This is a genomic window from Pseudomonas sp. GW821-FHT02A08 (genome assembly GCF_059422045.1).
Map to the genome: position 1 here is coordinate 256852 of NZ_JBWKWD010000001.1, position 22164 is coordinate 279015.

A 22164-nucleotide genomic window follows, 5' to 3' on the forward strand; every position below is an offset into this window, starting at 1 on the left:
ATCCGCCCCGGACACCGCCATGAACGATCTCCACGCCCTGCGCCCCGACGACACCCAGCCCACGCCGCTCTACCTGCAACTGGCGCGCAACCTGGAAGCGGCGATCCATGCCGGCCAGTGGAAAGCCGAGCAGGCCATGCCTTCGGAGCGCAACCTGAGCGAGACACTGGGCATCTCCCGCGTCACTGCCCGCAAGGCGCTGGAAGTGCTGCTCGAACAAGGCCTGATCCGTCGCAACCAGGGCTCCGGCACCTTCATCACGCCGCGCCTCGAACAACCGCTGTCGCGCCTTTCAAGCTTCAGTGAAATGCTGCGCCTCAAGGGATTTGTTCCCAGTTCGCAATGGCTGGAGCGGACAATCACCCTGCCGACCCACGAAGAACTGATCCGCCTCGGCCTGTCGCCCAACGACAAAGTCGTGCGCCTCAAACGCCTGCGTAAAGCCGACGACACCGTGATGGCTATCGAGATGAGCACCCTGCCCGCCTCGATCATTCCCAAGCCGCAAATGATCGGCGACTCCCTCTACCAATTCCTCGACGGCATCGGCAAACCGGTTGTCCGCGCCTTGCAGCATATCCAGGCGATCAACGCTTCGGACGAGTTCGCCGCGCTGGTCGGTATCGCCCCCGGCACCGCCATGCTGCTGATGACACGGGTCGGCTACCTGGAAGACAACACACCGATCGAAGTCACCGACACCTATTGCCGCAACGACTACTACGACTTTGTCGCAGAGCTTCGTAGATAAAGAGTTTCGTAGATAAAGAGCTGCGTCGCTAAACACCGAGATCCCCACATGTCCGAAGACAACATCCTCACCCCCGACGGCTGGGTTCGCGGCCGGCTGGTTCACGAACACGGCAAGGTCGTCGCCATCGAAGGCGTGTCCTGCGATCCAGCGGACAACGATCTGCCGTACCTGCTGCCGGGCTTCATCGACCTGCACGTGCACGGAGGCGGCGGCAAAGACATCATGGAGGGCACGCCGGCCTTCGAAACCATCACCCGCACCCACGTACGCTTCGGCACCACGTCGCTGCTGGCCACCACCATGACCGCACCGAACGAAGAGATCTTGCGCGTGCTCAAGGCCGTCGGCGAATTCTGTGAGCAGCGACCCCAAGGCTGCGCCCGGGTGCTCGGCGTGCACCTCGAAGGCCCCTACATCAACCCCGGCAAACTCGGCGCGCAACCCAACTTCGCCCACACCGCGCTGATGGCCGAAGTCGAAGCGTACCTGGCGCTCGCACCGATCCGGGTGATCACCATTGCCCCGGAAATTGCCGGCCACGACGCCTTGATCCGTGACCTCAGCGCCCGCGGCATCCGCATGCAGATCGGCCACACCCTGGGCAGTTACGAAGAAGGCGTGGCTGCGCTGGCAGCCGGCGCCAGCAGCTTCACCCACCTCTACAACGCCATGAGCCCGCTGCATCACCGCGAACCGGGGATCGTCGGCGCGGCACTGGCCCACGCCCAATACGCCGAACTGATTCCGGACTTGCTGCACGTGCATCCCGGTGCGATCCGCGTGGCCCTGCGTTCGATCCCGTGCCTGTACTGCGTCACCGACTCGACCGCCGCCGCCGGCATGCCCGACGGCGAATACAAACTCGGCAGCCACACCGTGACCAAATGCCTGGGCGGCGTGCGCCTGCCCGACGGCACCCTGGCCGGCAGCACCCTGACCATGGATCAGGCCCTGCGCAATCTGGTGAAGATCGGCCTGCCCATCGCCGAAGCCTCGCAGCGCCTGTCGCAATTCCCCGCCGACTACCTCGGCATCACCGAACGCGGGCGCCTGCAACCGGGGGCCTGGGCCGACTGCGTGCGGCTGGATCGCTCACTGAAACTGACCGCTGTCATGGTCGAAGGAGAAGACATTGACTTCAAAAATGCTTGAAGAGGCGCTGTCCTCGTTCGAGGCCGTGCAAGCCCAGCTGCAACAACTCGACCCGCAGTTGATCGAGATCGCCGGACGCCTGCGCCGTCAGCCGCCGCAAGTGGTCATGACCGTGGCCCGCGGCAGCTCCGACCACGCCGCCAGCTACTTCGCCTACCTGACCATGCAACTGCTGGGCATCCCGGTGGCGTCGTTGCCGATGTCAGTGGTGACCATGCAGCAGGCACCGTTGAAGGTCAGCGGCCAGGCGGCATTCGCTTTTTCGCAATCGGGGCAAAGCCCGGACCTGGTCAACAGCCTGCGCCTGTTGCGCAAGCGCGGTGCCTTGAGCATTTCGCTGGTCAATGCCGAGGACTCGCCGCTCGAAGCAGCCTGTGAATTCAGCCTGCCGCTGTGTGCCGGCACTGAAAGCAGCGTCGCCGCGACCAAGAGTTTTATCGCCACCCTCAGCGCCAGCGCCCGGCTGATTGGCCACTGGAAAGAAGACGCCGAACTGCTCGAGGCCGGCTCTGCCTTACCCGATGGCCTGCGCGACGCCGCGCAACAGGACTGGAGCCCGGCCATCGACGCCTTGCGCGATTGCCAGCGGCTGATGGTGATCGGCCGTGGCGCCGGTTTTGCCATCGCCCAGGAAGCCGCGCTCAAGTTCAAGGAAACCTCGGCGATCCAGGCCGAAGCCTTCAGCAGCGCCGAGGTCCGTCACGGCCCGATGGCCCTGATCGGCGACAACTACCCGCTGCTGGTGTTCGCCCCACGGGGTGCCGAGCAGGCCGGTTTGCTGAGCCTGGCGGCCGACATGCGCCAGCGCGGCGCCCGTGTCCTGCTGGCCGCACCGGATGACGTGCCCGAACGCGACCTGACGCTGACCCGCGCCGAACACCCGGCACTCGACCCGATTCTGGCGATCCAGAGTTTCTACGTGATGGCCGCCGGCCTGGCCGTGGCCCGCGGCATGGACCCGGACCAGCCACGGCACTTGAGCAAAGTCACTCGTACGCACTAACCCCCCTTGTAGGAGCGAGCTTGCGCGCGATGGACGTTAACGATAACGCGTGTTTCCTGAATGAACGCGTTGTTCTCAGGTTCTTCGCGAGCAAGCTCGCTCCTACAGAAGGATCGCGAGTTGATCTGAACTGCATTTTTATGAGACCGAGCCATGCACAACAACAATAAAGAGCTGACTTTAAGCGCCCCGCTCAGCGGCCCGGTGCTCACGCTCGCCAAAGTCCCGGACCCGGTGTTTGCCAGCGGCGCCATGGGTGACGGCATCGCCATCGATCCGCTCAACGACACGCTTCACGCCCCCTGCGCGGGCGTGGTGGTGCATGTCGCCCGCACTGGTCATGCGGTGACCCTGCGAGCCGACAACGGCGCGGAATTGCTCCTGCACCTGGGCCTCGACACGGTCGAATTGCAGGGTCAGGGTTTCTCCATGCTGGTCAAGGAAGGTGCGCGCGTCGCCAATGGCCAACCCCTGCTGCGCTACGACCTGGACAAGGTCGCGCAACAGTGCAAAAGCCTGGTCAGCCTGCTGATCCTCACTAACAGCCAGGACTTTCAGGCGCGGCCCATCACCCTCAAATCGGTGAAAGTCGGTGAGCCGCTGCTGCACATCATTCGTCGACAGACATCGACCGCAGAGGTCGATGTCGAGTTTGCCGGCGCAGAGATTGTCGGCCTCGCACGCATTGCTCACCGTGGTGGTCTGCACGCGCGGCCGGCCGCGTTGATCCGTCAGACCGCGCAAGGTTTCAAAAGCAAATCGCGGCTGCATTTCGCCGGCAAGTCGGCAACCTGCGACAGCCTGATCGGCCTGATGGGGCTGGCCATCGGCGAGCAGGCAGAAGTCCAGGTCAGTTGCCAAGGCCCGGATGCCGAAGCCGCGCTGCAAGCCTTGCTGACCGCGTTATCCACAGCCTTGGCCGAAGACAGTCACGCCACCGCGCCACCGACGATTGCCCAACGCAATCGCCCCGCCGAAGCCGGTGTGTTGCACGGCGTCTGCGCGGCGCCCGGCCTGGTCGGCGGGCCGCTGTTTCGCCTGAATGCGATCAGCCTGCCGGTGGATGCCGGCCATCATGATCCGCAGCAGCAACGCCAGGTTCTGGACGCGGCACTGAGCCAGGTGCGCAGCGACATCGACCACACGCTGGCCTTGGCGAAAAAACACAAGGACAGCGCCGAAGAGGCGATCTTCGCCGCACACCTGGCGCTGCTCGAAGATCCGGCCTTGCTGGACGCCGCCAGTCAATCCGTCGCCCAAGGCACGGCCGCGACTCATGCCTGGAGCCAGGCCATCGACGCGCAATGCGAAGTCCTCCAGCAAACCGGTAGCACATTGCTCGCCGAACGCGCCAATGACCTGCGCGACCTCAAGCAACGGGTGCTGCGCGTATTGCTCGGCGATACCTGGCATTACGACGTGCCGGCCGGCGCCATCGTCGCGGCCCATGAACTGACGCCTTCCGATTTGCTGCAACTGAGCCAGCAAGACGTCGCCGGGTTGTGTATGGCCGAGGGTGGTGCGACTTCCCACGTGGCGATTCTGGCCCGGGGCAAAGGCCTGCCGTGCATGGTCGCACTGGGTTCGACGCTGCTGGATCAACGACAGGGGCAACCGGTGGTGCTGGACGCCGACGGCGGTCGCCTCGAACTGACACCCAATGCCGAGCGCCTGGCGGACGTGCGCCAGCTGCAACAGCAACAGCAACAACGCCGCGCCGAACAACAGGCCCAGGCGCATACAACGGCACTGACCACCGATGGCCTGCAAATTGAAGTCGCGGCCAACGTGGCATCCAGCACGGAAGCGGCAGACGCATTGGCCAATGGCGCCGACGGCGTCGGCTTGCTGCGCACCGAATTTCTCTTCGTCGACCGCCTGACTGCCCCGGATGAACAGGAACAACACCAGGCTTATCAAGCGGTGCTCGATGCCATGGGCGACAAGTCAGTGATCATCCGCACCATCGACGTCGGTGGCGACAAGCAACTGGACTACCTGCCACTGCCCGCCGAGGCCAATCCGGTGCTCGGCCTGCGCGGCATTCGTCTGGCCCAGGTTCGCCCGGAACTGCTCGACCAGCAACTGCGCGCACTACTGCACCTGCGCCCGTTGTCACGCTGCCGGATCCTGCTGCCGATGATCACTGAAGTTGATGAACTGCTGCACATTCGCCAGCGCCTCGACGCCTTGTGCGGTGAACTCGGTCTGGCGCAACGCCCGGAGCTGGGGGTGATGATTGAAGTGCCGGCCGCCGCGCTGCTGGCCGAGCAACTGGCGGAGCACGCGGATTTCCTGTCCATCGGCACCAATGACCTGTCGCAATACACCCTGGCCATGGACCGCGACCACGCCGGTCTCGCCGCACGCGTCGATGCGTTGCACCCGGCCCTGCTGCGGTTGATCGCCCAGACCTGCGCCGGTGCGGCGCAGCACAAACGTTGGGTCGGCGTGTGCGGTGCACTGGCGTCCGATCCACTGGCCACGCCGGTGTTGATCGGCCTGGGAGTCAGCGAATTGTCGGTGAGCCCGGTACAGATCGGTGAAATCAAGGACCGCGTGCGCCATCTCGATGCCAGCGAATGCCGGCGCATCAGCCTGGGCCTGCTCAAGCTGAGCAGTGCCAGCGCCGTGCGTCATGCCTGCCACCAGCATTGGCCTCTGAGCTAAAGAACAACAAGAATCCAGGGAGAACCGCCATGTACCAATACTTTATTGAAGGCCTGCAACGCCTCGGCCGCGCACTGATGCTGCCAATCGCGATCCTGCCGATTGCCGGCCTGCTGCTGCGCCTGGGCGATACCGACCTGCTCAACATCGCGATCATCCACGACGCCGGTCAGGTGATTTTCGCCAACCTGGCCATGATCTTCGCCATCGGCATCGCGGTCGGTTTCGCCAAAGACAACAACGGTACGGCGGGGCTTGCCGGGGTGATCGGCTACCTGGTGATGATCGCCACGCTCAAAGTGCTCGACCCGAGCATCAACATGGGCATGCTCGCCGGGATCGTCAGCGGTCTGATGGCCGGCGCGCTGTACAACCGTTTCAAGGACATCAAGCTACCGGAATACCTGGCATTCTTCGGTGGCCGGCGTTTCGTGCCGATTGTCACCGGGTTCGCCGCTGTGGGCCTGGGCGTAGTGTTCGGCTACATCTGGCCGCCGATCCAGCACGGCATCAACAGCTTCGGCACACTGATGATGGAAAGTGGCAGCATCGGTGCGTTCGTCTTCGGCGTGTTCAACCGCCTGCTGATCGTCACTGGCCTGCACCACATCCTCAATAACATGGCGTGGTTCGTGTTCGGCAATTTCACCGACCCCACCACCGGTGCGCTGGTCACCGGCGACCTGTCGCGCTACTTCGCCGGTGACCCGAAAGGCGGTCAGTTCATGACCGGCATGTTCCCGATGATGATCTTCGGCCTGCCCGCCGCGTGCCTGGCAATGTACCGCAACGCCCTGCCGGAACGACGCAAGGTGATGGGCGGGATTTTCCTGTCAATGGCCCTGACCGCGTTCCTGACCGGCGTGACCGAGCCGATCGAATTCGCCTTCATGTTCCTCGCGCCGCTGCTGTTTCTGCTGCATGCGTTGCTGACCGGTCTGTCGATGGCCATCACCAATGCGCTGAACATTCACCTGGGCTTCACGTTCTCCGGCGGCTTCATCGACATGGTGCTGGGCTGGGGCAAATCCACCAACGGCTGGCTGGTGTTCCCGGTGGGCCTGGCGTATGCCGTGATCTATTACATGGTGTTCGATTACTGCATCCGTCGTTTCGACCTGAAGACACCGGGCCGCGAAACCAGCGCTGCCGCCCCGCAGGTGGCGGTGGCCGACAATGAACGCGCCGGGGCTTACATCAAGGCCCTGGGCGGTGCCGAAAACCTGATCACCGTCGGCGCCTGCACCACGCGCTTGCGCCTGGACATGGTGGATCGCCACAAGGCCTCGGATACAGATTTGAAAGCGCTCGGCGCCATGGCCGTGGTGCGTCCGGGCAAGGGCGGGAGTTTGCAGGTGGTGGTCGGGCCGATGGCCGATGCCATCGCCGACGAGATTCGCCTGGCGATGCCGGCGTTGGGTCGCGCCATCGTGTCTTCACCGGCGGCAGAAATCGAGGCAACGCAACCTGCCGCCGTGGCGACACCCGAGGCGCAGCAATGGCTCAATGCGCTGGGCGGTGGCGACAATGTGCTGCAACTCGATTGCATCGCAATGACCCGCATCCGCCTGCAACTGGCCGATGGCAAGGCCTTGTCGGAATGTGATTTGAAAGCGCTGGGTTGCCAGGGTGTGAGTCAGCTGGACGGTGGCGTTTGGCATCTGCTGATTGGTGACAAGGCGCCGAGTTTGAGTGATGCATTGGAAGCATTGGTCAATCGTAGCGAAGTCAGTGCCAAGGTCTAGATTTCGGAAACACACCGAACCAATGTGGGAGCGGGCTTGCTCGCGAAAAGGCCATCACATTCAGCATCAATGTTGCCGATTAGAACGCCTTCGCGAGCAAGCCCGCTCCCACACTGGATCGGTGTACATCCTTTGAATCGCAAGCAACAAAAAACCCGCTGAAATCACTTTCAGCGGGTTTTTCATTTCAGCACCGGAGAATCAGAAATCCTCCAGTCGCCAGACTTCATAAGCCGGTGTCTCGTAGGGATGGCTCTGCTTCAGAGCCGCCACCACCGGGCGAATCAACTCATCCGCCACCACCAGCTCAACCTTCCATTCCTCGACCTGCTCGACCTGCCCTGCCTCGCCAATGAACGGCTGACTGCCATCCAGTGGACGAAACTGGCCAAGGCCCAACACCTGCCATGCACAGTGGTCGTAAGCACCGATCCGCCCGCCACCGGCGGCGAACACGGCACTCTTGACCACGTCGACATGACTGTCGGGAACAAAAAAGCTGAGCTTGTACACAGCGCTTAGTTCACCCACACACGAGCATTACGGAACATGCGCATCAGCGGTGCATCTTCGTTCCAGTCATCGGAACGCCACGAGTTCTGCACGGCGCGGAACACACGTTCCGGGTGCGGCATCATGATCGTTACGCGACCGTCGCGGCTGGTCAGACCGGTGATCCCGCGCGGTGAGCCGTTCGGGTTGGCCGGGTAGTTTTCGGTGACCTTGCCGTGGTTGTCGACGAAACGCATCGCCACGCAACCGGACAGATCGGCTTCCAGCAGTGCCTCTTCGCTGGAGAACTCGGCATGGCCCTCACCGTGGGCGATGGCGATCGGCATGCGCGAACCGGCCATGCCCTGCAGGAAGATCGAGTTCGACTCCTGGATCTGCACCATGGCAACACGGGCTTCGAACTGCTCGGAACGGTTGCGCACGAAGTGCGGCCAGAACTCGCTGCCCGGGATCAGCTCGTGCAGGTTGGACATCATCTGGCAACCGTTGCACACGCCGAGGGTGAAGCTGTCGTTACGTTCGAAGAAGCCCTGGAACGCATCGCGGGCACGGCTGTTGAACAGCGCGGATTTCGCCCAGCCTTCACCGGCACCCAACACGTCACCGTAAGAGAAGCCACCGCAGGCGACCATACCCTTGAACTCGTTCAGGTCGACACGGCCGGCCAGAATGTCGCTCATGTGCACATCGATTGCGTTGAAACCGGCGCGATCGAACGCAGCCGCCATTTCCACCTGACCGTTGACGCCCTGCTCACGCAGTACGGCAACCTGTGGGCGAATGCCTTTCTTGATGTAAGGCGCGGCGATGTCCTGGTTGATGTCGTAGCTCAGCTTGACGCTCAGGCCAGGGTTGTCTTCTTCCAGCAGCACGTCGAACTCTTGCTCGGCGCAGTCGGCGTTGTCACGCAGACGCTGGATCTGGTAGCTGGTCTCGGCCCACTGGCGTTGCAGCAGACGGCGCTGGCCTTCGAATACGGTGTCACCGTTGAAGGTGATGCCGATCTCGCCATTGTTGACTGGCTGACCGATCACCGACACGCAGTCACCCAGGCCGGCAGCGCTGAACTGCGCGAGGATGTCCGGGGTAGCGTCCTGGCGAACCTGGATCACGGCGCCCAGCTCTTCGTTGAACAGGATGGCGGCGATGTCGGCGCTGGTTTCCGCCAGACCGTCGAGGTTCAGGCTCAGGCCGCAGTGACCGGCGAAGGCCATCTCGACAACGCTGGTCAGCAGACCACCGTCGGAACGGTCGTGGTAAGCCAGCAGATGACCGTCGGCGTTGAGGCCCTGGATCACCGCGAAGAAGGCTTTGAGGTCTTCGGCGTCATCGACGTCCGGAGCCTGACTGCCGAGTTTGCCGTGAACCTGAGCCAGGATCGAGGCGCCCATGCGGTTCTGACCACGACCCAGATCGATCAGGATCAGGTCGGTGGTGCCCTTGTCCATGCGCAGTTGCGGGGTCAGGGTCTGACGGATGTCAGTCACTGGCGCGAAACCGGTCACGATCAACGACATTGGCGACGTGACGGACTTGTCCACGCCTTCATCGTTCCAGCGCGTGGCCATGGACATCGAGTCCTTGCCCACCGGAATGGTGATACCCAGCTCAGGGCACAGTTCCATGCCGACCGCTTTCACGGTGTCGTACAGGCGTGCGTCCTCACCCGGGTGACCGGCCGCCGACATCCAGTTCGCCGACAGCTTGATGTCGGAGATCTTGCCGATGCGCGAAGCCGCAATGTTGGTCAGGGTTTCACCGATGGCCATGCGGCCCGACGCCGGGGCGTCCAGCAGTGCCAGCGGAGTGCGCTCGCCCATGGCCATGGCTTCACCGGTGTAGACGTCGAAGCTGGTGGCGGTGACGGCAACGTCGGCCACCGGCACTTGCCACGGGCCGACCATCTGGTCACGGGCCACGAGGCCGGTGATGGTGCGGTCGCCGATGGTGATCAGGAAGCTCTTGCTGGCCACGGCCGGGTGATGCAGAACGCGCTCGACGCAGTTGGCGATGTCGAGGGTCGACGGATCGAAATCGTCGCCCAGCTCGTTTTCACGAACCACCGAACGGTGCATGCGTGGAGCCTTGCCCAGCAGCACTTCCAGTGGCATGTCCACCGGGCTGTTGCCGAAGTGGCTGTCGGTCACGGTCAGCTGCGGTTCGGCAGTGGCTTCACCGACCACGGCGAACGGGCAACGCTCACGTTCGCAGATCGCCTTGAAGCGCTCGAAATCAGCCGGACCGACCGCCAGAACGTAACGTTCCTGGGATTCGTTGGACCAGATTTCGTGCGGGGCCATGCCCGGCTCGTCGTTTGGAATGTTGCGCAGTTCGAAACGGCCACCACGGTCGCCGTCGTTGACCAGTTCCGGGAAGGCGTTGGACAGACCGCCCGCACCCACGTCGTGGATGAAGCTGATCGGGTTCTTGTCGCCCAGCTGCCAGCAACGGTCGATGACTTCCTGGCAGCGACGTTCCATTTCCGGGTTTTCGCGCTGTACCGAAGCGAAGTCGAGGTCTGCCGAGCTGGTGCCGGTGGCCATGGAAGAAGCCGCGCCGCCACCCAGGCCGATCAACATCGCCGGGCCGCCGAGCACGATCAGCTTGGAGCCGACGACGATCTCGCCTTTCTTGACGTGTTCTTCACGGATGTTGCCCATGCCGCCAGCCAGCATGATCGGCTTGTGATAACCGCGAACTTCGTCACCGTGCGGGGTGGTAATCGATTGTTCGAAGGTACGGAAGTAGCCGGTCAGGGCCGGACGACCGAATTCGTTGTTGAACGCAGCGCCGCCCAGCGGGCCTTCGATCATGATGTCCAGCGCGGTCACGATGCGCTCAGGCTTGCCGTACGGCACTTCCCACGGCTGTTCGAAGCCCGGGATCTGCAGGTTGGACACGGTGAAGCCGGTCAGGCCGGCCTTCGGCTTGGCGCCACGACCGGTCGCGCCTTCGTCGCGGATTTCGCCGCCGGAACCGGTGGACGCGCCCGGGAACGGGGCGATCGCGGTCGGGTGGTTGTGGGTTTCAACCTTCATCAGGATGTGCACCGGCTCCTGCACCGCGCCGTACTGGCGGGTTTCAGGGTCCGGGAAGAAACGACCGGCCACGGAGCCGACGATCACCGAAGCGTTGTCCTTGTAAGCCGACAGAACGCCTTCGCTATGCATCACGTAGGTGTTCTTGATCATGCCGAACAGGCTTTTTTCCTGGCTCTCGCCGTCGATGTCCCAACTGGCGTTGAAGATCTTGTGACGGCAGTGCTCGGAGTTCGCCTGGGCGAACATCATCAGTTCGATGTCGTGCGGGTTGCGCTTCAAGCCGACGAAGGCGTTGACCAGGTAGTCGATCTCGTCTTCGGCCAGGGCCAGGCCCAGCTCGGTGTTGGCCTTTTCCAGCGCGGCGCGGCCGCCACCCAACACATCGATGGCGGTCAGGGGTTTTGGCTCGGCGTGGCTGAACAGGCCGGCAGCCTGTTCGAGGTTGCCGAGGACGATCTGGGTCATGCGGTCGTGCAGACCGTCGGCGATCAGCCGGGCTTCAGCGTCGCTGAACTGGCCGGCCACGTAGAACGCAATACCGCGCTCCAGGCGCTGGATTTTCGCCAGGCCACAGTTGCGAGCGATGTCGCTGGCCTTGCTCGACCATGGCGAGATGGTGCCGAAACGCGGCAGCACCAGAAACAGACGACCGGTCGGTTCCTGTACCGGAACGCTTGGACCGTACTTCAGAAGGCGCGCAAGCACCTGCTGTTCGTCGCCGGTCAGGACGCCGGTAACTTCGGCGAAGTGAGCGAATTCAGCATACAGGCCACTGACAGCCGGAACCTTCTGGCTCAGTTGCTCAAGGAGTTTGCTGTGGCGAAAGGCAGAAAGGGCAGGAGCGCCGCGCAGGATCAACATCTTCGGGACAGCCTCGGGAAGGGGTGTGCTTTGAGGCCGTGCATTCTAGCCTAAACAGCCCGCGACATCACCCGAAACGCTACGCACGGTTGCACTCGGGTGTCGATCTGTGTTTCTGCCTCGAAAGTCAGATTAATTGGGCGTGTGGCGACAGCTTATTTTTACTGTAACAAAATGCAGGCAAAGCCCATTCCTGCGGGGTTTCGGCCGGTTTTGTGATCTCTAGCAGACAACCCCCTCGCTGTCGAGATATGGCGCCCGTGGTCCTTTGCGTATACTGCGCAGATGTTTTTCCCAACGGCTTTGCGTCCGCGGTACGCCAAATGGCTGATCGCAACCGGACTCTTCCTGATGCTCGGTGGCTGTGTTGATAAACCCAACACGCTCGAGCGCGTAAAGGAGGATGGTGTGCTGCGGGTGGTTACCCGTAACAGCCCCGCCACCTACTTTCAGGATCGCAACGGTGAAACCGGCTTCGAATACGAGCTGGTGAAGCGCTTCGCCGACGATCTGGGGGTCGAGCTCAAGATCGAGACCGCCGACAACCTCGATGACCTGTTCAACCAGGTCGGCAAGCCCAATGGCCCGGTGCTGGCGGCGGCCGGCCTGGTCAGCAGCGAAGAGCGCAAGAAGCAGGTGCGCTTCTCCCACTCCTATCTGGAAGTCACCCCGCAGATCATCTACCGCAACGGCCAGTCACGGCCGACCGATGCGAAGGATCTGGTGGGCAAGAAGATCATGGTGCTCAAAGGCAGCACCCACGCCGAACAACTGGCGCAGCTGAAACAGAAGTTTCCCGGCATCGAATACGAAGAGTCTGACGCGGTCGAGGTCGTCGATCTCCTGCGCATGGTGGACGAAGGTCAGATCGACCTGACCCTGGTCGACTCCAACGAAGTGGCGATGAACCAGGTGTACTTCACCAACATCCGGGTCGCCTTCGACCTCGGTGACGCCAGCAACCAGAGCTGGGCCGTCGCCCCGGGCGACGACAACAGCCTGCTCAACGAAATCAACGACTACCTCGACAAGGTCAAGAAGAACGGCACCCTGCAACGCCTCAAGGACCGCTACTACGGGCATGTCGACGTCCTCGGCTACATGGGCGCCACCACGTTTGCCCAACACTTGCAGCAACGCCTGCCCAAGTACGAACAGCACTTCAAGTCGTACGCCAAGAAAGAGAAAGTCGACTGGCGCCTGCTGGCGGCCATCGGGTACCAGGAGTCGTTGTGGCAACCGGCGGTCACGTCCAAGACCGGCGTGCGCGGCCTGATGATGCTGACCCAGAACACCGCGCAGGCCATGGGCGTGTCCAACCGCCTGGACCCCAGGCAGAGCATCATGGGCGGCGCCAAGTACCTGGCCTACATGAAAGACCAGCTCGACGATTCGATTCAGGAGCCGGACCGGACCTGGTTTGCCCTGGCGGCCTACAACGTCGGCAGCGGCCACCTGGATGACGCACGCAAACTGGCGGCCAAGGAAGGGTTGAACCCGGACAAATGGCTGGATGTGAAGAAGATCCTGCCGCGTCTGTCGGAAAAGAAGTGGTACAGCAAAACCCGATACGGCTACGCCCGTGGTGGCGAACCGGTGCATTTCGTGGCAAACATCCGTCGCTACTACGACATCCTGACCTGGGTAACCCAGCCGCAGCTTGAGGGCGATCAGGTCGCCGAGGGCAAACTGCTTGTTCCGGGGATCGACAAGAGCAAGCCGGCGCAGGAACCTTCGCCGCTCTGACAGAACAACCTGGATCAAATGTGGGAGCGGGCTTGCTCGCGAAAGCGGCTTATCATTCAACATCTCCGTTGACTGACACTCCGCCTTCGCGAGCAAGCCCGCTCCCACATTGGTTTTGTGTCGTTCTTCAGGCCTTGGCAGCCGCCGCCAGAATCAGCGCCTTCATCTCCGAAACCGCCGACTTGAAGCCAACGAACAGCGCATGGGCCACCAGCGCATGGCCGATGTTCAGCTCGTTGATGCCCTTGATCGCCGCCACGGCTTCAACGTTGTGATAGTGCAGGCCATGGCCAGCATTGACGATCAGGCCCTGGGCCAAACCAAACGCAACGCCATCGGCCACACGCTTGAGCTCTTCGGCGACTTCGGTCGGCGTCTCGGCATCGGCATAACGCCCGGTGTGCAGCTCGATGGCAGGCGCGCCGACACGGCGGGAGGCTTCGATCTGGCGCTCATCGGCATCGATGAACAGCGACACTTCGGAGCCGATCTTCGACAGGCGCTCGACCGCCGCCTTGATACGCGCTTCCTGCCCCGCCACGTCCAGACCGCCTTCAGTGGTCAGTTCCTGACGGGTTTCCGGCACCAGGCAAATGTGCGCCGGACGAATGCGCTCGGCGAACTGCATCATTTCTTCGGTGACACCCATTTCGAAGTTCATGCGGGTTTGCAGCACGTCCTTGAGCAGCAGCACGTCGCGCTCCTGAATGTGCCGACGGTCTTCACGCAGGTGCACGGTGATGCCGTCGGCGCCCGCCTCTTCCGCGTCCAGTGCCGCCTTGACCGGGTCCGGGTAACGGGTGCCCCGGGCCTGACGCAGGGTGGCAACGTGGTCGATGTTCACGCCAAGAAGAATACGGGTGCTGGTGGTCACGGAAGCGCTCCAGAAGAAGAGAAAGTTCGGTGCACAGCATACGGTGTGATCAGGGCTTGCGAAACAGCTCGCGACTGACAAGCGGACGGCCGCCCAGGTGAACGGCCAACGCCTGGCGCATCAGGCGCTTGGCGGCGGACAGAGCGCCGGGGGCGGACCAGTCGGCTTCGGCCATGGCCAACAGCTCGGCGCCATTGAACAGGCCAGGCTGCAGCAGATAGACCCGTTCCAGCCCCGCATCCACTTGCAGGCGGTACACACCGTCCGGCGCGATGGGCTGATCATGAATATCAGCAGTCAGGGAAAAACCGTAGCCGAGGTCATCGAGCAAACGCCACTCGAAGGAGCGCAGCAAGGGCTCCAGTGGGCGACCTTCGGCCAAGGCCAGCAAGGTGGCGGCGTAATGATCGAACACCGAAGGGAGCGGATCTTCAGCGGGCAACAGGCGAATCAGCAGCTCATTGAGATAAAGCCCACTGAACAGCGCCTCGCCATTGAGCCAGGTGGAAACCCCGGCACTCTCCATGCGCCCGACATTCTTCAGCTCGCCCTTGCCCCGGAACTCGACTTCCAGCGGCACGAACGGCCGCGCCAACGTCCCGGCCTTGCCCCGTGCACTGCGCAACACCGCCCGCAGCCGACCTTGCGGCGTGAGGAAGTCCACCAAAGCGCTGTTTTCGCGATAGGCGCGGGAGTGCAGGACGTAGGCGAGTTGGGCGATGGGTTGGGACATAAAAATCGCAGTGCTCAATGAAGGAATGCCGTTTTACATACAACCCAAAACCAATGTGGGAGCGGGCTTGCTCGCGAAGGCGGCGTAACAGTCAACATCACTGCTGAATGTTACATCCTCTTCGCAAGCAAGCCCGCTCCCACAGGGTTCTACGGTGCAATGCCAATCGGGTTTACAAGTCGCCGTAACCCAACGAACGCAATGCCCGCTCGTCATCGGACCAGCCGCCCTTAACCTTGACCCACAGGTTGAGCATGATCTTGGAGTCGAACAGCAGCTCCATGTCCTTGCGCGCTTCGGTGCCGATACGCTTGATGCGCTCGCCCTTGTCGCCAATGATGATTTTCTTCTGGCCATCGCGCTCGACGAGGATCAGGGCATGGATATGCAGGGTCTTGCCCTGCTGCTTGAACTCTTCGATTTCAACGGTGATCTGGTACGGCAGCTCGGCGCCCATCTGGCGCATGATTTTCTCGCGCACAAGCTCCGCGGCGAGGAAACGGCTGCTGCGGTCGGTGATCTGGTCTTCCGGGAAGAAGTGATCGTTTTCCGGCAGGTGCTCGGCAATCACGCGCTCCAGTGCATCGAGGTTATGCCCGTGCTGTGCGGAAATCGGGATGATCTGCGCATTCGGCAACTGCTCCTGCAACCAGCTCAGGTGCGGCATCAGCTCAGCCTTGTCTTCGATGCGATCGGTCTTGTTCAACGCCACGATCAGCGGGCCGGTCACGTACTGGACGCGCTCGAGAACCATCTGGTCCTCTTCGGTCCACTTGGTGCGGTCGACCACGAAGATCACCACGTCGACGTCTTTCAACGCCGCCGAAGCGGTCTTGTTCATGTAGCGGTTCAGGGCCTTCTCGCCACCCTTGTGCATACCGGGGGTGTCGACGTAGATCGCCTGCACATCGCCCTCGGTCTTGATACCGAGCATGTTGTGACGGGTGGTTTGCGGTTTGCGCGAGGTGATCGCCAGCTTCTGACCCAGGATGTGGTTCAGCAGCGTGGACTTGCCCACGTTCGGACGGCCGACGATGGCAACATAGCCACAGCGAGTTGCGTTTGTATCAGTCATTGCCATTCTCCACACCCAGGGCAATCAGTGCTGCGGCGGCCGCTACCTGTTCGGCAATACGACGGCTCACACCCTGACCTCGGCTTTTTTCATTCAGTAAGATGATTTCGCATTCGACGAAGAACGTCCGGCAATGCGGCTCACCCTGGATATCCACCACTTCGTAACGCGGCAGCTCACAACCACGGGACTGCAGGAACTCCTGCAGGCGGGTCTTTGGATCTTTGTTGGTGTCGACCAGTGTCAGGCCTTCAAACTCGCCGGCCAGCCAGGCAAGCACACGCTCGCGGGCCATTTCCATGCCGGCATCGAGGTAGATCGCACCGATCAATGCTTCGAGGGCATCGGCCAGAATCGACTCGCGACGGAAACCGCCACTTTTCAGCTCGCCCGAGCCCAGGCGCAGGTATTCGCCCAGATCGAAACCACGGGCCAGTACGGCCAGGGTCTCACCTTTGACCAGACGCGCGCGCAAACGCGACAACTGGCCTTCGCGGGCCAGAGGGAATCGCTCGAACAACGCCTCACCGGCGACGAAGTTGAGGATGGCATCACCGAGGAACTCCAGGCGTTCGTTGTTGCGCCCGGCAAAGCTGCGGTGAGTCAGGGCCAGGACCATCAGTTCCTGATCCTTGAAGGTGTAGCCGAGCTGACGCTCTAGACGGCTTAAGGAGACGCTCACGATTTACCCACGCTGAGTTCGTGGCTGGATTCCACCGCCATCGCCGTAAGGCGGCGCAGGCTTGGGACAATTAAAGCTGTGTTCAAAAATAACGTCCTGAATATCATTGTTTTCATGCCTCTGGCGCCCATTGTGCCGGTTCCAGAAATGCATTCGGCGCTGTGTTCAACAGCGCCGTGTCTGATTACTTGATCAGGCCAACCCGCGAGAAATTCGGCAGGTGGCTGAGTTTGGGTTCCGGCCAGCTCATCCAGACCGCAAAGGCCTTGCCGACGATGTTCTTGTCGGGAACCATGCCCAGCAGATCCTTGGGAATGTTCGGATCATCCCAGTAGCGACTGTCGTTCGAATTGTCGCGATTGTCGCCCATCATGAAGTAGTGCCCGGCCGGCACGGTCCACGAATGGTCCGGCATGGCGCGGTAGCGGCTCATTTCCTTGCGGATCATGTGCTCGGCCACCCCGAGTTTTTCCTTGTAGAGCTCAGCGCTGCCCAGCGTGCCCGGCTCGGAGCCGACCAGTTGTTCGGCAATCGATTGACCGTTGACGAACAGGCGCTTGTCGGCGGTGTAGCGAACCGTGTCGCCCGGCAAGCCAACCACACGCTTGATGTAGTTGACGTTCGGGTCGCTCGGGTAGCGGAACACCATGACGTCGCCGCGCTGCGGATCACCGACTTCGATGACTTTCTTGTCGATCACCGGCAAGCGGATCCCGTAGGAAAACTTGCTCACCAGGATGAAGTCGCCGACATCCAGGGTTGGCTTCATCGAACCGGAAGGAATCTGGAACGGTTCCACCAGGAACGAACGCAGCACCAGCACGATGAACAACACCGGGAAGAACGACTTGCCGTATTCAACCAGCAGCGGCTCTTTGTTCAGCTTCTCGACCACGACCATGTCAGGCTGGCTGACGCTGCCCTGATAGGACGCGATGGCGGCACGCCGACGCGGGGCCAGGATCAACAGATCGAGCAACGCCAACAGGCCGCAGACGAACACGGCAATGACCAGCAACAGCGGGAAATTTAGCGACATAGGACCTAACTATCCAACCTGAGCACGGCAAGGAAGGCTTCCTGTGGAATTTCCACGTTGCCGACCTGCTTCATGCGTTTCTTACCGGCCTTTTGCTTTTCCAGCAGCTTCTTCTTACGGCTGACGTCACCACCGTAGCATTTGGCCAATACGTTCTTTCTGAGCGCCTTGACGGTTGTCCGCGCCACAATCTGCCCGCCAATGGCGGCCTGGATTGCCACGTCGAACATCTGCCGCGGAATCAGTTCTTTCATCTTCTCGGTCAACTGGCGACCTTTGTAGTGCGAGTTGTCACGGTGCACGATCAGCGCAAGGGCGTCGACCTTGTCACCGTTGATCAGCACGTCCAGTTTCACCAGGCTGGCCGATTGATAACGATCGAAATGGTAGTCCAGCGAAGCATAGCCGCGACTGGTGGACTTCAGGCGATCGAAGAAGTCCAGCACCACTTCGTTCATCGGCAGGTCGTAGGTCACTTGTACCTGGGAACCGAGGAACAGCATGTCAACCTGCACACCACGTTTTTCGATGCACAGGGTAATGACGTTGCCCAGGTGCTCTTGCGGCACAAGAATATTGGCGCGCACGATCGGCTCGCGCATGTCTTCGATCGAGGACAGGTCCGGGAGCTTCGACGGGTTATCGACGTAGATCGTCTCACCGGTCTTGAGCAGCAGCTCGAAAATTACCGTCGGCGCCGTGGTGATCAGGTCCAGGTTGTACTCGCGCTCCAGGCGCTCCTGGATGATTTCCATGTGCAGCATGCCGAGGAACCCGCAACGGAAACCGAAGCCCAGGGCGTCGGAACTTTCCGGGGTGTACTGCAGGGACGAGTCATTGAGCGTGAGTTTTTGCAGGGCTTCGCGGAAATCTTCGAAGTCGTCGGAGCTGACCGGGAACAGACCGGCGTAAACCTGCGGCTGAATACGTTTGAAGCCTGGCAGTACATCAACGTCCGGCGTCGTGCTCAAGGTCAGGGTGTCGCCCACTGGCGCACCGTGAATGTCCTTGATGCTGGCGATGATGAAGCCCACCTCACCGGCCTTGAGGTCAGCGGTAGGGGTGTGCTTCGGGTTGAATACACCGACGCTGTCTACCAGGTGGATCTTGCCGGTGGACTTGACCAGGATCTTGTCGCCCTTCTTCACACGACCGTGGCGCACACGTACCAGGGAAACAACGCCCAGGTAGTTGTCGAACCAGGAGTCGATGATCAACGCTTGCAGCGGATCTTCGTAGTTGCCGGTCGGTGCAGGAATGGTGGCGACCAGGCGTTCGAGCACTTCGTCGACGCCCAGGCCGGTCTTGGCCGAGCACTCGACCGCATCGGTGGCATCGATGCCGATGATTTTTTCGATTTCTTCTTTGACGCGGTCCGGATCGGCCTGTGGCAGGTCGATCTTGTTCAGCACCGGCATCACTTCCAGGCCCTGCTCGATCGCCGTGTAGCAGTTGGCAACCGACTGCGCTTCAACGCCTTGACCGGCATCGACCACCAGCAGCGCGCCTTCACAGGCGGCCAGCGAACGGCTCACCTCATAGGTGAAGTCAACGTGGCCGGGGGTATCAATGAAGTTCAGCTGGTAGTTGATACCGTCGCGAGCCTTGTAATACAGGGTGACGCTGTGCGCCTTGATGGTGATCCCGCGTTCACGCTCGAGGTCCATGGAGTCCAGGACCTGGGCTTCCATTTCGCGCTCGGCGAGGCCGCCACACATCTGGATGAAGCGATCGGCCAGCGTCGACTTGCCATGGTCAATGTGGGCGATGATGGAGAAATTGCGGATATGACTCAAATCACTCACGGATCAACACTCAAAAAGGCTGCAGGCATGGCCCGCCGAAAAATAGCCGGGAATTGTACCTGATCCACGGCGCAAGCGTCACGTTCGCAGGTCAGACGGTGCCTACAAAAACGCCCCGGTCTTGCGACAAGGGCGTTTTCTAACGTCAAAGCGGTCGGAAAATGCCCGCCATCAACCCGCCATCAACCTGCTCGACGCAACAGCCAGAGCCCCGCCACAGCACAAATACCCGCCGGCACCAGCACCGAAAGCAACGGTGGGAAGCCGAATACCTGGCTCGAAGGCCCCAGCAGATCCTGAACGATGCGGAAGGTGAAGCCCACCAGAACGCCGGTGAACACCCGCTGACCCAGGGTCACCGAACGCAGCGGACCAAAGATGAAGGAAATCGCCATCAACACCAGCGCGGCCGTCACCACCGGCTGCAAAACCTTGACCCAAAATGCCAGCCAGTAGCGGCCGTTGTTCAGCCCCTGGTCCGCCAGATAGTGGATGTAACTCCACAAGCCGCTGATCGACAGCGACTCGGGCACCATGACCACTGTGTTCAGCAACTGCGGGCTCAACGCAATGTTCCAGCGCTCTACCGGGGTCGAAACCACTTCGGTGCTGCGCTCGTGGAACAGCGTGGTCGTGACATCCGACAATTCCCAGTGCTCGTTTACGAAGTCGGCACGCTTGGCGAAGCTCGCCGACAGCATGTGCCGTTCGTTGTCGAAGCGATAACGGGTCACGCCATACAGAATGCCGTCGGGTTGTACCGAGTTGACGTGAATGAACTCATCGCCCTGGCGGTGCCACAAGCCGTGCTTGGCGCTTTGTGCATCACCGCTGCCCTGGGCCAGCGAGCGATTGGCCTGCGCTGTGGTTTCAGCGGGCGGTGCGACGTACTCGCCGACCAGCACACCGGCCAGCATCAATACCAGCATCGGTTTCATGACCGCCCAGACGATCCGGCCGATCGATACACCGGCGGCGCGCATGATGGTCAGCTCACTGTTGCTGGCCAGGCTGCCCAAACCGATCAGGCAACCGATCAGCGCAGCCATCGGCAGCATTTCGTACATCCGGCGCGGCGCGGTCAACAACACATAACTCAGCGCATCGACCAGGGTGTAGGTATCGCTGACTTCACTCATCTCGTCGATAAAGGCAAACAGGGTCGCCAGACCGAGAATGATCCCGAGCACCGCCAGGATCGCCACGAACACACTGCTACCAATGTAGCGATCCAGCTTAACCACGGGCCACCTCCTGCGCGCTGCGGCGACTCGCCCTCTTCAAGCGCAAGGGCTCCCAGTAGAGCAAGCCCAGGCCGATGGACAGGAAAATCCCGTGCACCCACCACAAGCCAAACACCGCGGGGATCTTGCCCTTGTCGAGGGCACCGCGGGCGGCAATCAGAATGGTCAGGTAACCCATATAAAGAAGAATCGCCGGCAGTAATTTGAGGAATCGGCCCTGACGCGGATTGACCCGCGCCAGCGGCACCGCCATCAAGGTCACGATGAACACCAGCAACGGCAGAGACATGCGCCATTGCAGTTCGGCGCGCAGGCGAATGTCGTCACTGCCGATCAACGTACTGGTCGGCATCGCATCACGGTCGGTGACTTCGTCGCTGACGTCCGGCTTTGGCAGCAATACGCCGTACTCGTCGTACTTGATCGCCCGATAGTCGGCCTGTCCCGGACTACCGTCATAGCGATAGCCGTTATCAAGGATCAGGTAGCGGTTGCCGTCCGGACGAATTTCCTGGCGTCCCTTTTCCGCCACCAGCACGGAAATCCCGCGATCCTTGTTATTGGAGCTGATGTTTTTCTGCGAGATGAACACACCCGCCAGATTGACGCGGTCATCGGACATGCTCTCGGTATAGGTGACCCGGGTGCCGTCACGCAAAGCCTGGAAGCGCCCCGGCTCCAGGGTATCGAATTCGGTCAGGGCATCCTGCTTGTTCAACAGCAACTGAAACTGATTGGCCCCCTGTGGCGCCAGGCTCAGGCTCAGCCACGCCACGATGAGCGCAACCAGGGTAGCCGGGAACAGCGTCATGCAAACCAGCCGCTGCTGGCTCATGCCGGTGGCCGAGAGCACGGTCATTTCGCTTTCGAGGTACAGGCGCCCGTAGGACAACAGGATCCCGAGAAACAGCCCCAGCGGCAGGATCAGCTGGAGGAAACCCGGCAGGCGATAACCCATGATCAGGAACAACGAACCCGGATCCAGCAGGCCCGAAGCCGCCTGGGCGAGGTATTTGATGAAGCGACCGCTCATGATGATGACCAGCAGCACGGCACTGACGGCGCTCAAGGTCAACAGGACTTCGCGGGATAGATAACGGAAGACGATCAAACCAGACACTCCAGGGTTGTCAGGCTAAGGCGGCCAAACAAGCAAACGTATCGGACAGCCCGCAAGGCAGAGCCGCCGAAAAAAGATGGCGCATTATCCTGTGATTGAGTGCGCCT

Annotated in this window: 16 protein-coding genes; 6 read left to right on the plus strand and 10 right to left on the minus strand. The window is 61.5% G+C overall.

The genetic code is table 11. From position 1 onward, the window contains the following. Positions 1-19: 19 nt before the first annotated feature. The 5 genes from AC07W4_RS01140 to nagE all read left to right on the plus strand — a co-directional run bounded on the left by AC07W4_RS01140 (position 20) and on the right by nagE (position 7324). Entirely contained in the window at positions 20-751 is a 732-nt protein-coding gene (locus AC07W4_RS01140; RefSeq protein WP_495031207.1) for a GntR family transcriptional regulator, read from the plus strand. 48 nt (positions 752-799) lie between these two features. Continuing rightward, a complete protein-coding gene (gene nagA, locus AC07W4_RS01145) occupies positions 800-1906 on the plus strand; it encodes an N-acetylglucosamine-6-phosphate deacetylase (RefSeq protein ID WP_495031208.1) in 1107 nt (368 codons plus the stop codon). Further along, positions 1887-2909, plus strand: a complete 1023-nt coding sequence (locus tag AC07W4_RS01150; RefSeq protein WP_495031209.1) for an SIS domain-containing protein — start codon at positions 1887-1889, stop codon at positions 2907-2909. The genes nagA and AC07W4_RS01150 overlap by 20 nt, the downstream gene beginning before the upstream one ends. Before the next feature lie 153 nt (positions 2910-3062). Continuing rightward, entirely contained in the window at positions 3063-5579 is a 2517-nt protein-coding gene (ptsP, locus tag AC07W4_RS01155; protein ID WP_495031210.1) for a phosphoenolpyruvate--protein phosphotransferase, read from the plus strand. A 29-nt stretch (positions 5580-5608) separates the two neighbouring features. Continuing rightward, positions 5609-7324, plus strand: a complete 1716-nt coding sequence (nagE, locus tag AC07W4_RS01160; RefSeq protein ID WP_495031211.1) for an N-acetylglucosamine-specific PTS transporter subunit IIBC — start codon at positions 5609-5611, stop codon at positions 7322-7324. A gap of 201 nt (positions 7325-7525) precedes the next feature. On the opposite strand, the gene AC07W4_RS01165 is transcribed toward nagE, so the two are convergent. Together AC07W4_RS01165 and purL are read right to left on the minus strand one after the other, a co-directional pair. After that, complete coding sequence (locus AC07W4_RS01165; RefSeq protein ID WP_495031212.1) at positions 7526-7837, minus strand: NGG1p interacting factor NIF3; 312 nt, start codon at positions 7835-7837, stop codon at positions 7526-7528. A 5-nt stretch (positions 7838-7842) separates the two neighbouring features. Continuing rightward, positions 7843-11739 carry a phosphoribosylformylglycinamidine synthase gene (purL, locus tag AC07W4_RS01170; RefSeq protein ID WP_495031213.1) on the minus strand — a complete coding sequence of 1299 codons (3897 nt, stop codon included), beginning with the start codon at positions 11737-11739 and terminating at the stop codon, positions 7843-7845. A gap of 285 nt (positions 11740-12024) precedes the next feature. On the opposite strand from purL, the gene mltF reads away from it, so the two are divergent. After that, entirely contained in the window at positions 12025-13485 is a 1461-nt protein-coding gene (gene mltF, locus AC07W4_RS01175; RefSeq protein ID WP_495031214.1) for a membrane-bound lytic murein transglycosylase MltF, read from the plus strand. Positions 13486-13612: 127 nt separating this feature from the next. Here mltF and pdxJ read toward each other — a convergent pair whose 3' ends face one another. The 8 genes from pdxJ to lptF form a co-directional block, all read right to left on the minus strand. After that, positions 13613-14359 (minus strand): pyridoxine 5'-phosphate synthase, encoded by a 747-nt coding sequence (pdxJ, locus tag AC07W4_RS01180; protein WP_008053219.1) that lies wholly within the window; start codon positions 14357-14359, stop codon positions 13613-13615. 49 nt (positions 14360-14408) lie between these two features. Then, a complete protein-coding gene (recO, locus tag AC07W4_RS01185; protein WP_495031215.1) occupies positions 14409-15092 on the minus strand; it encodes a DNA repair protein RecO in 684 nt (227 codons plus the stop codon). A 172-nt stretch (positions 15093-15264) separates the two neighbouring features. After that, positions 15265-16167 (minus strand): GTPase Era, encoded by a 903-nt coding sequence (gene era, locus AC07W4_RS01190; RefSeq protein ID WP_007973959.1) that lies wholly within the window; start codon positions 16165-16167, stop codon positions 15265-15267. Next, positions 16160-16849: a ribonuclease III gene (gene rnc, locus AC07W4_RS01195; RefSeq protein WP_008053221.1), complete on the minus strand. Its 690-nt coding sequence runs from the start codon at positions 16847-16849 to the stop codon at positions 16160-16162. Before rnc ends, era begins: the two co-directional genes overlap by 8 nt. Before the next feature lie 184 nt (positions 16850-17033). Beyond that, entirely contained in the window at positions 17034-17888 is an 855-nt protein-coding gene (gene lepB, locus AC07W4_RS01200) for a signal peptidase I (protein WP_057716283.1), read from the minus strand. Positions 17889-17893: 5 nt separating this feature from the next. Continuing rightward, complete coding sequence (gene lepA, locus AC07W4_RS01205; RefSeq protein ID WP_150754497.1) at positions 17894-19693, minus strand: translation elongation factor 4; 1800 nt, start codon at positions 19691-19693, stop codon at positions 17894-17896. A gap of 182 nt (positions 19694-19875) precedes the next feature. Next, positions 19876-20937 (minus strand): LPS export ABC transporter permease LptG, encoded by a 1062-nt coding sequence (gene lptG, locus AC07W4_RS01210; protein ID WP_495031216.1) that lies wholly within the window; start codon positions 20935-20937, stop codon positions 19876-19878. Beyond that, complete coding sequence (lptF, locus tag AC07W4_RS01215) at positions 20930-22048, minus strand: LPS export ABC transporter permease LptF (protein WP_495031217.1); 1119 nt, start codon at positions 22046-22048, stop codon at positions 20930-20932. Before lptF ends, lptG begins: the two co-directional genes overlap by 8 nt. Positions 22049-22164: the final 116 nt, after the last annotated feature.

Coding starts and splice junctions, on each gene's coding strand:
- lepB (WP_057716283.1), bottom strand. CDS start 17,888: ATGTCGCTAAATTTCCCGCTGTTGCTGGTCATTGCCGTGTTCGTCTGC.
- purL (WP_495031213.1), bottom strand. CDS start 11,739: ATGTTGATCCTGCGCGGCGCTCCTGCCCTTTCTGCCTTTCGCCACAGC.
- AC07W4_RS01140 (WP_495031207.1), top strand. CDS start 20: ATGAACGATCTCCACGCCCTGCGCCCCGACGACACCCAGCCCACGCCG.
- era (WP_007973959.1), bottom strand. CDS start 16,167: ATGACTGATACAAACGCAACTCGCTGTGGCTATGTTGCCATCGTCGGC.
- ptsP (WP_495031210.1), top strand. CDS start 3,063: ATGCACAACAACAATAAAGAGCTGACTTTAAGCGCCCCGCTCAGCGGC.
- recO (WP_495031215.1), bottom strand. CDS start 15,092: ATGTCCCAACCCATCGCCCAACTCGCCTACGTCCTGCACTCCCGCGCC.
- nagE (WP_495031211.1), top strand. CDS start 5,609: ATGTACCAATACTTTATTGAAGGCCTGCAACGCCTCGGCCGCGCACTG.
- mltF (WP_495031214.1), top strand. CDS start 12,025: ATGTTTTTCCCAACGGCTTTGCGTCCGCGGTACGCCAAATGGCTGATC.
- nagA (WP_495031208.1), top strand. CDS start 800: ATGTCCGAAGACAACATCCTCACCCCCGACGGCTGGGTTCGCGGCCGG.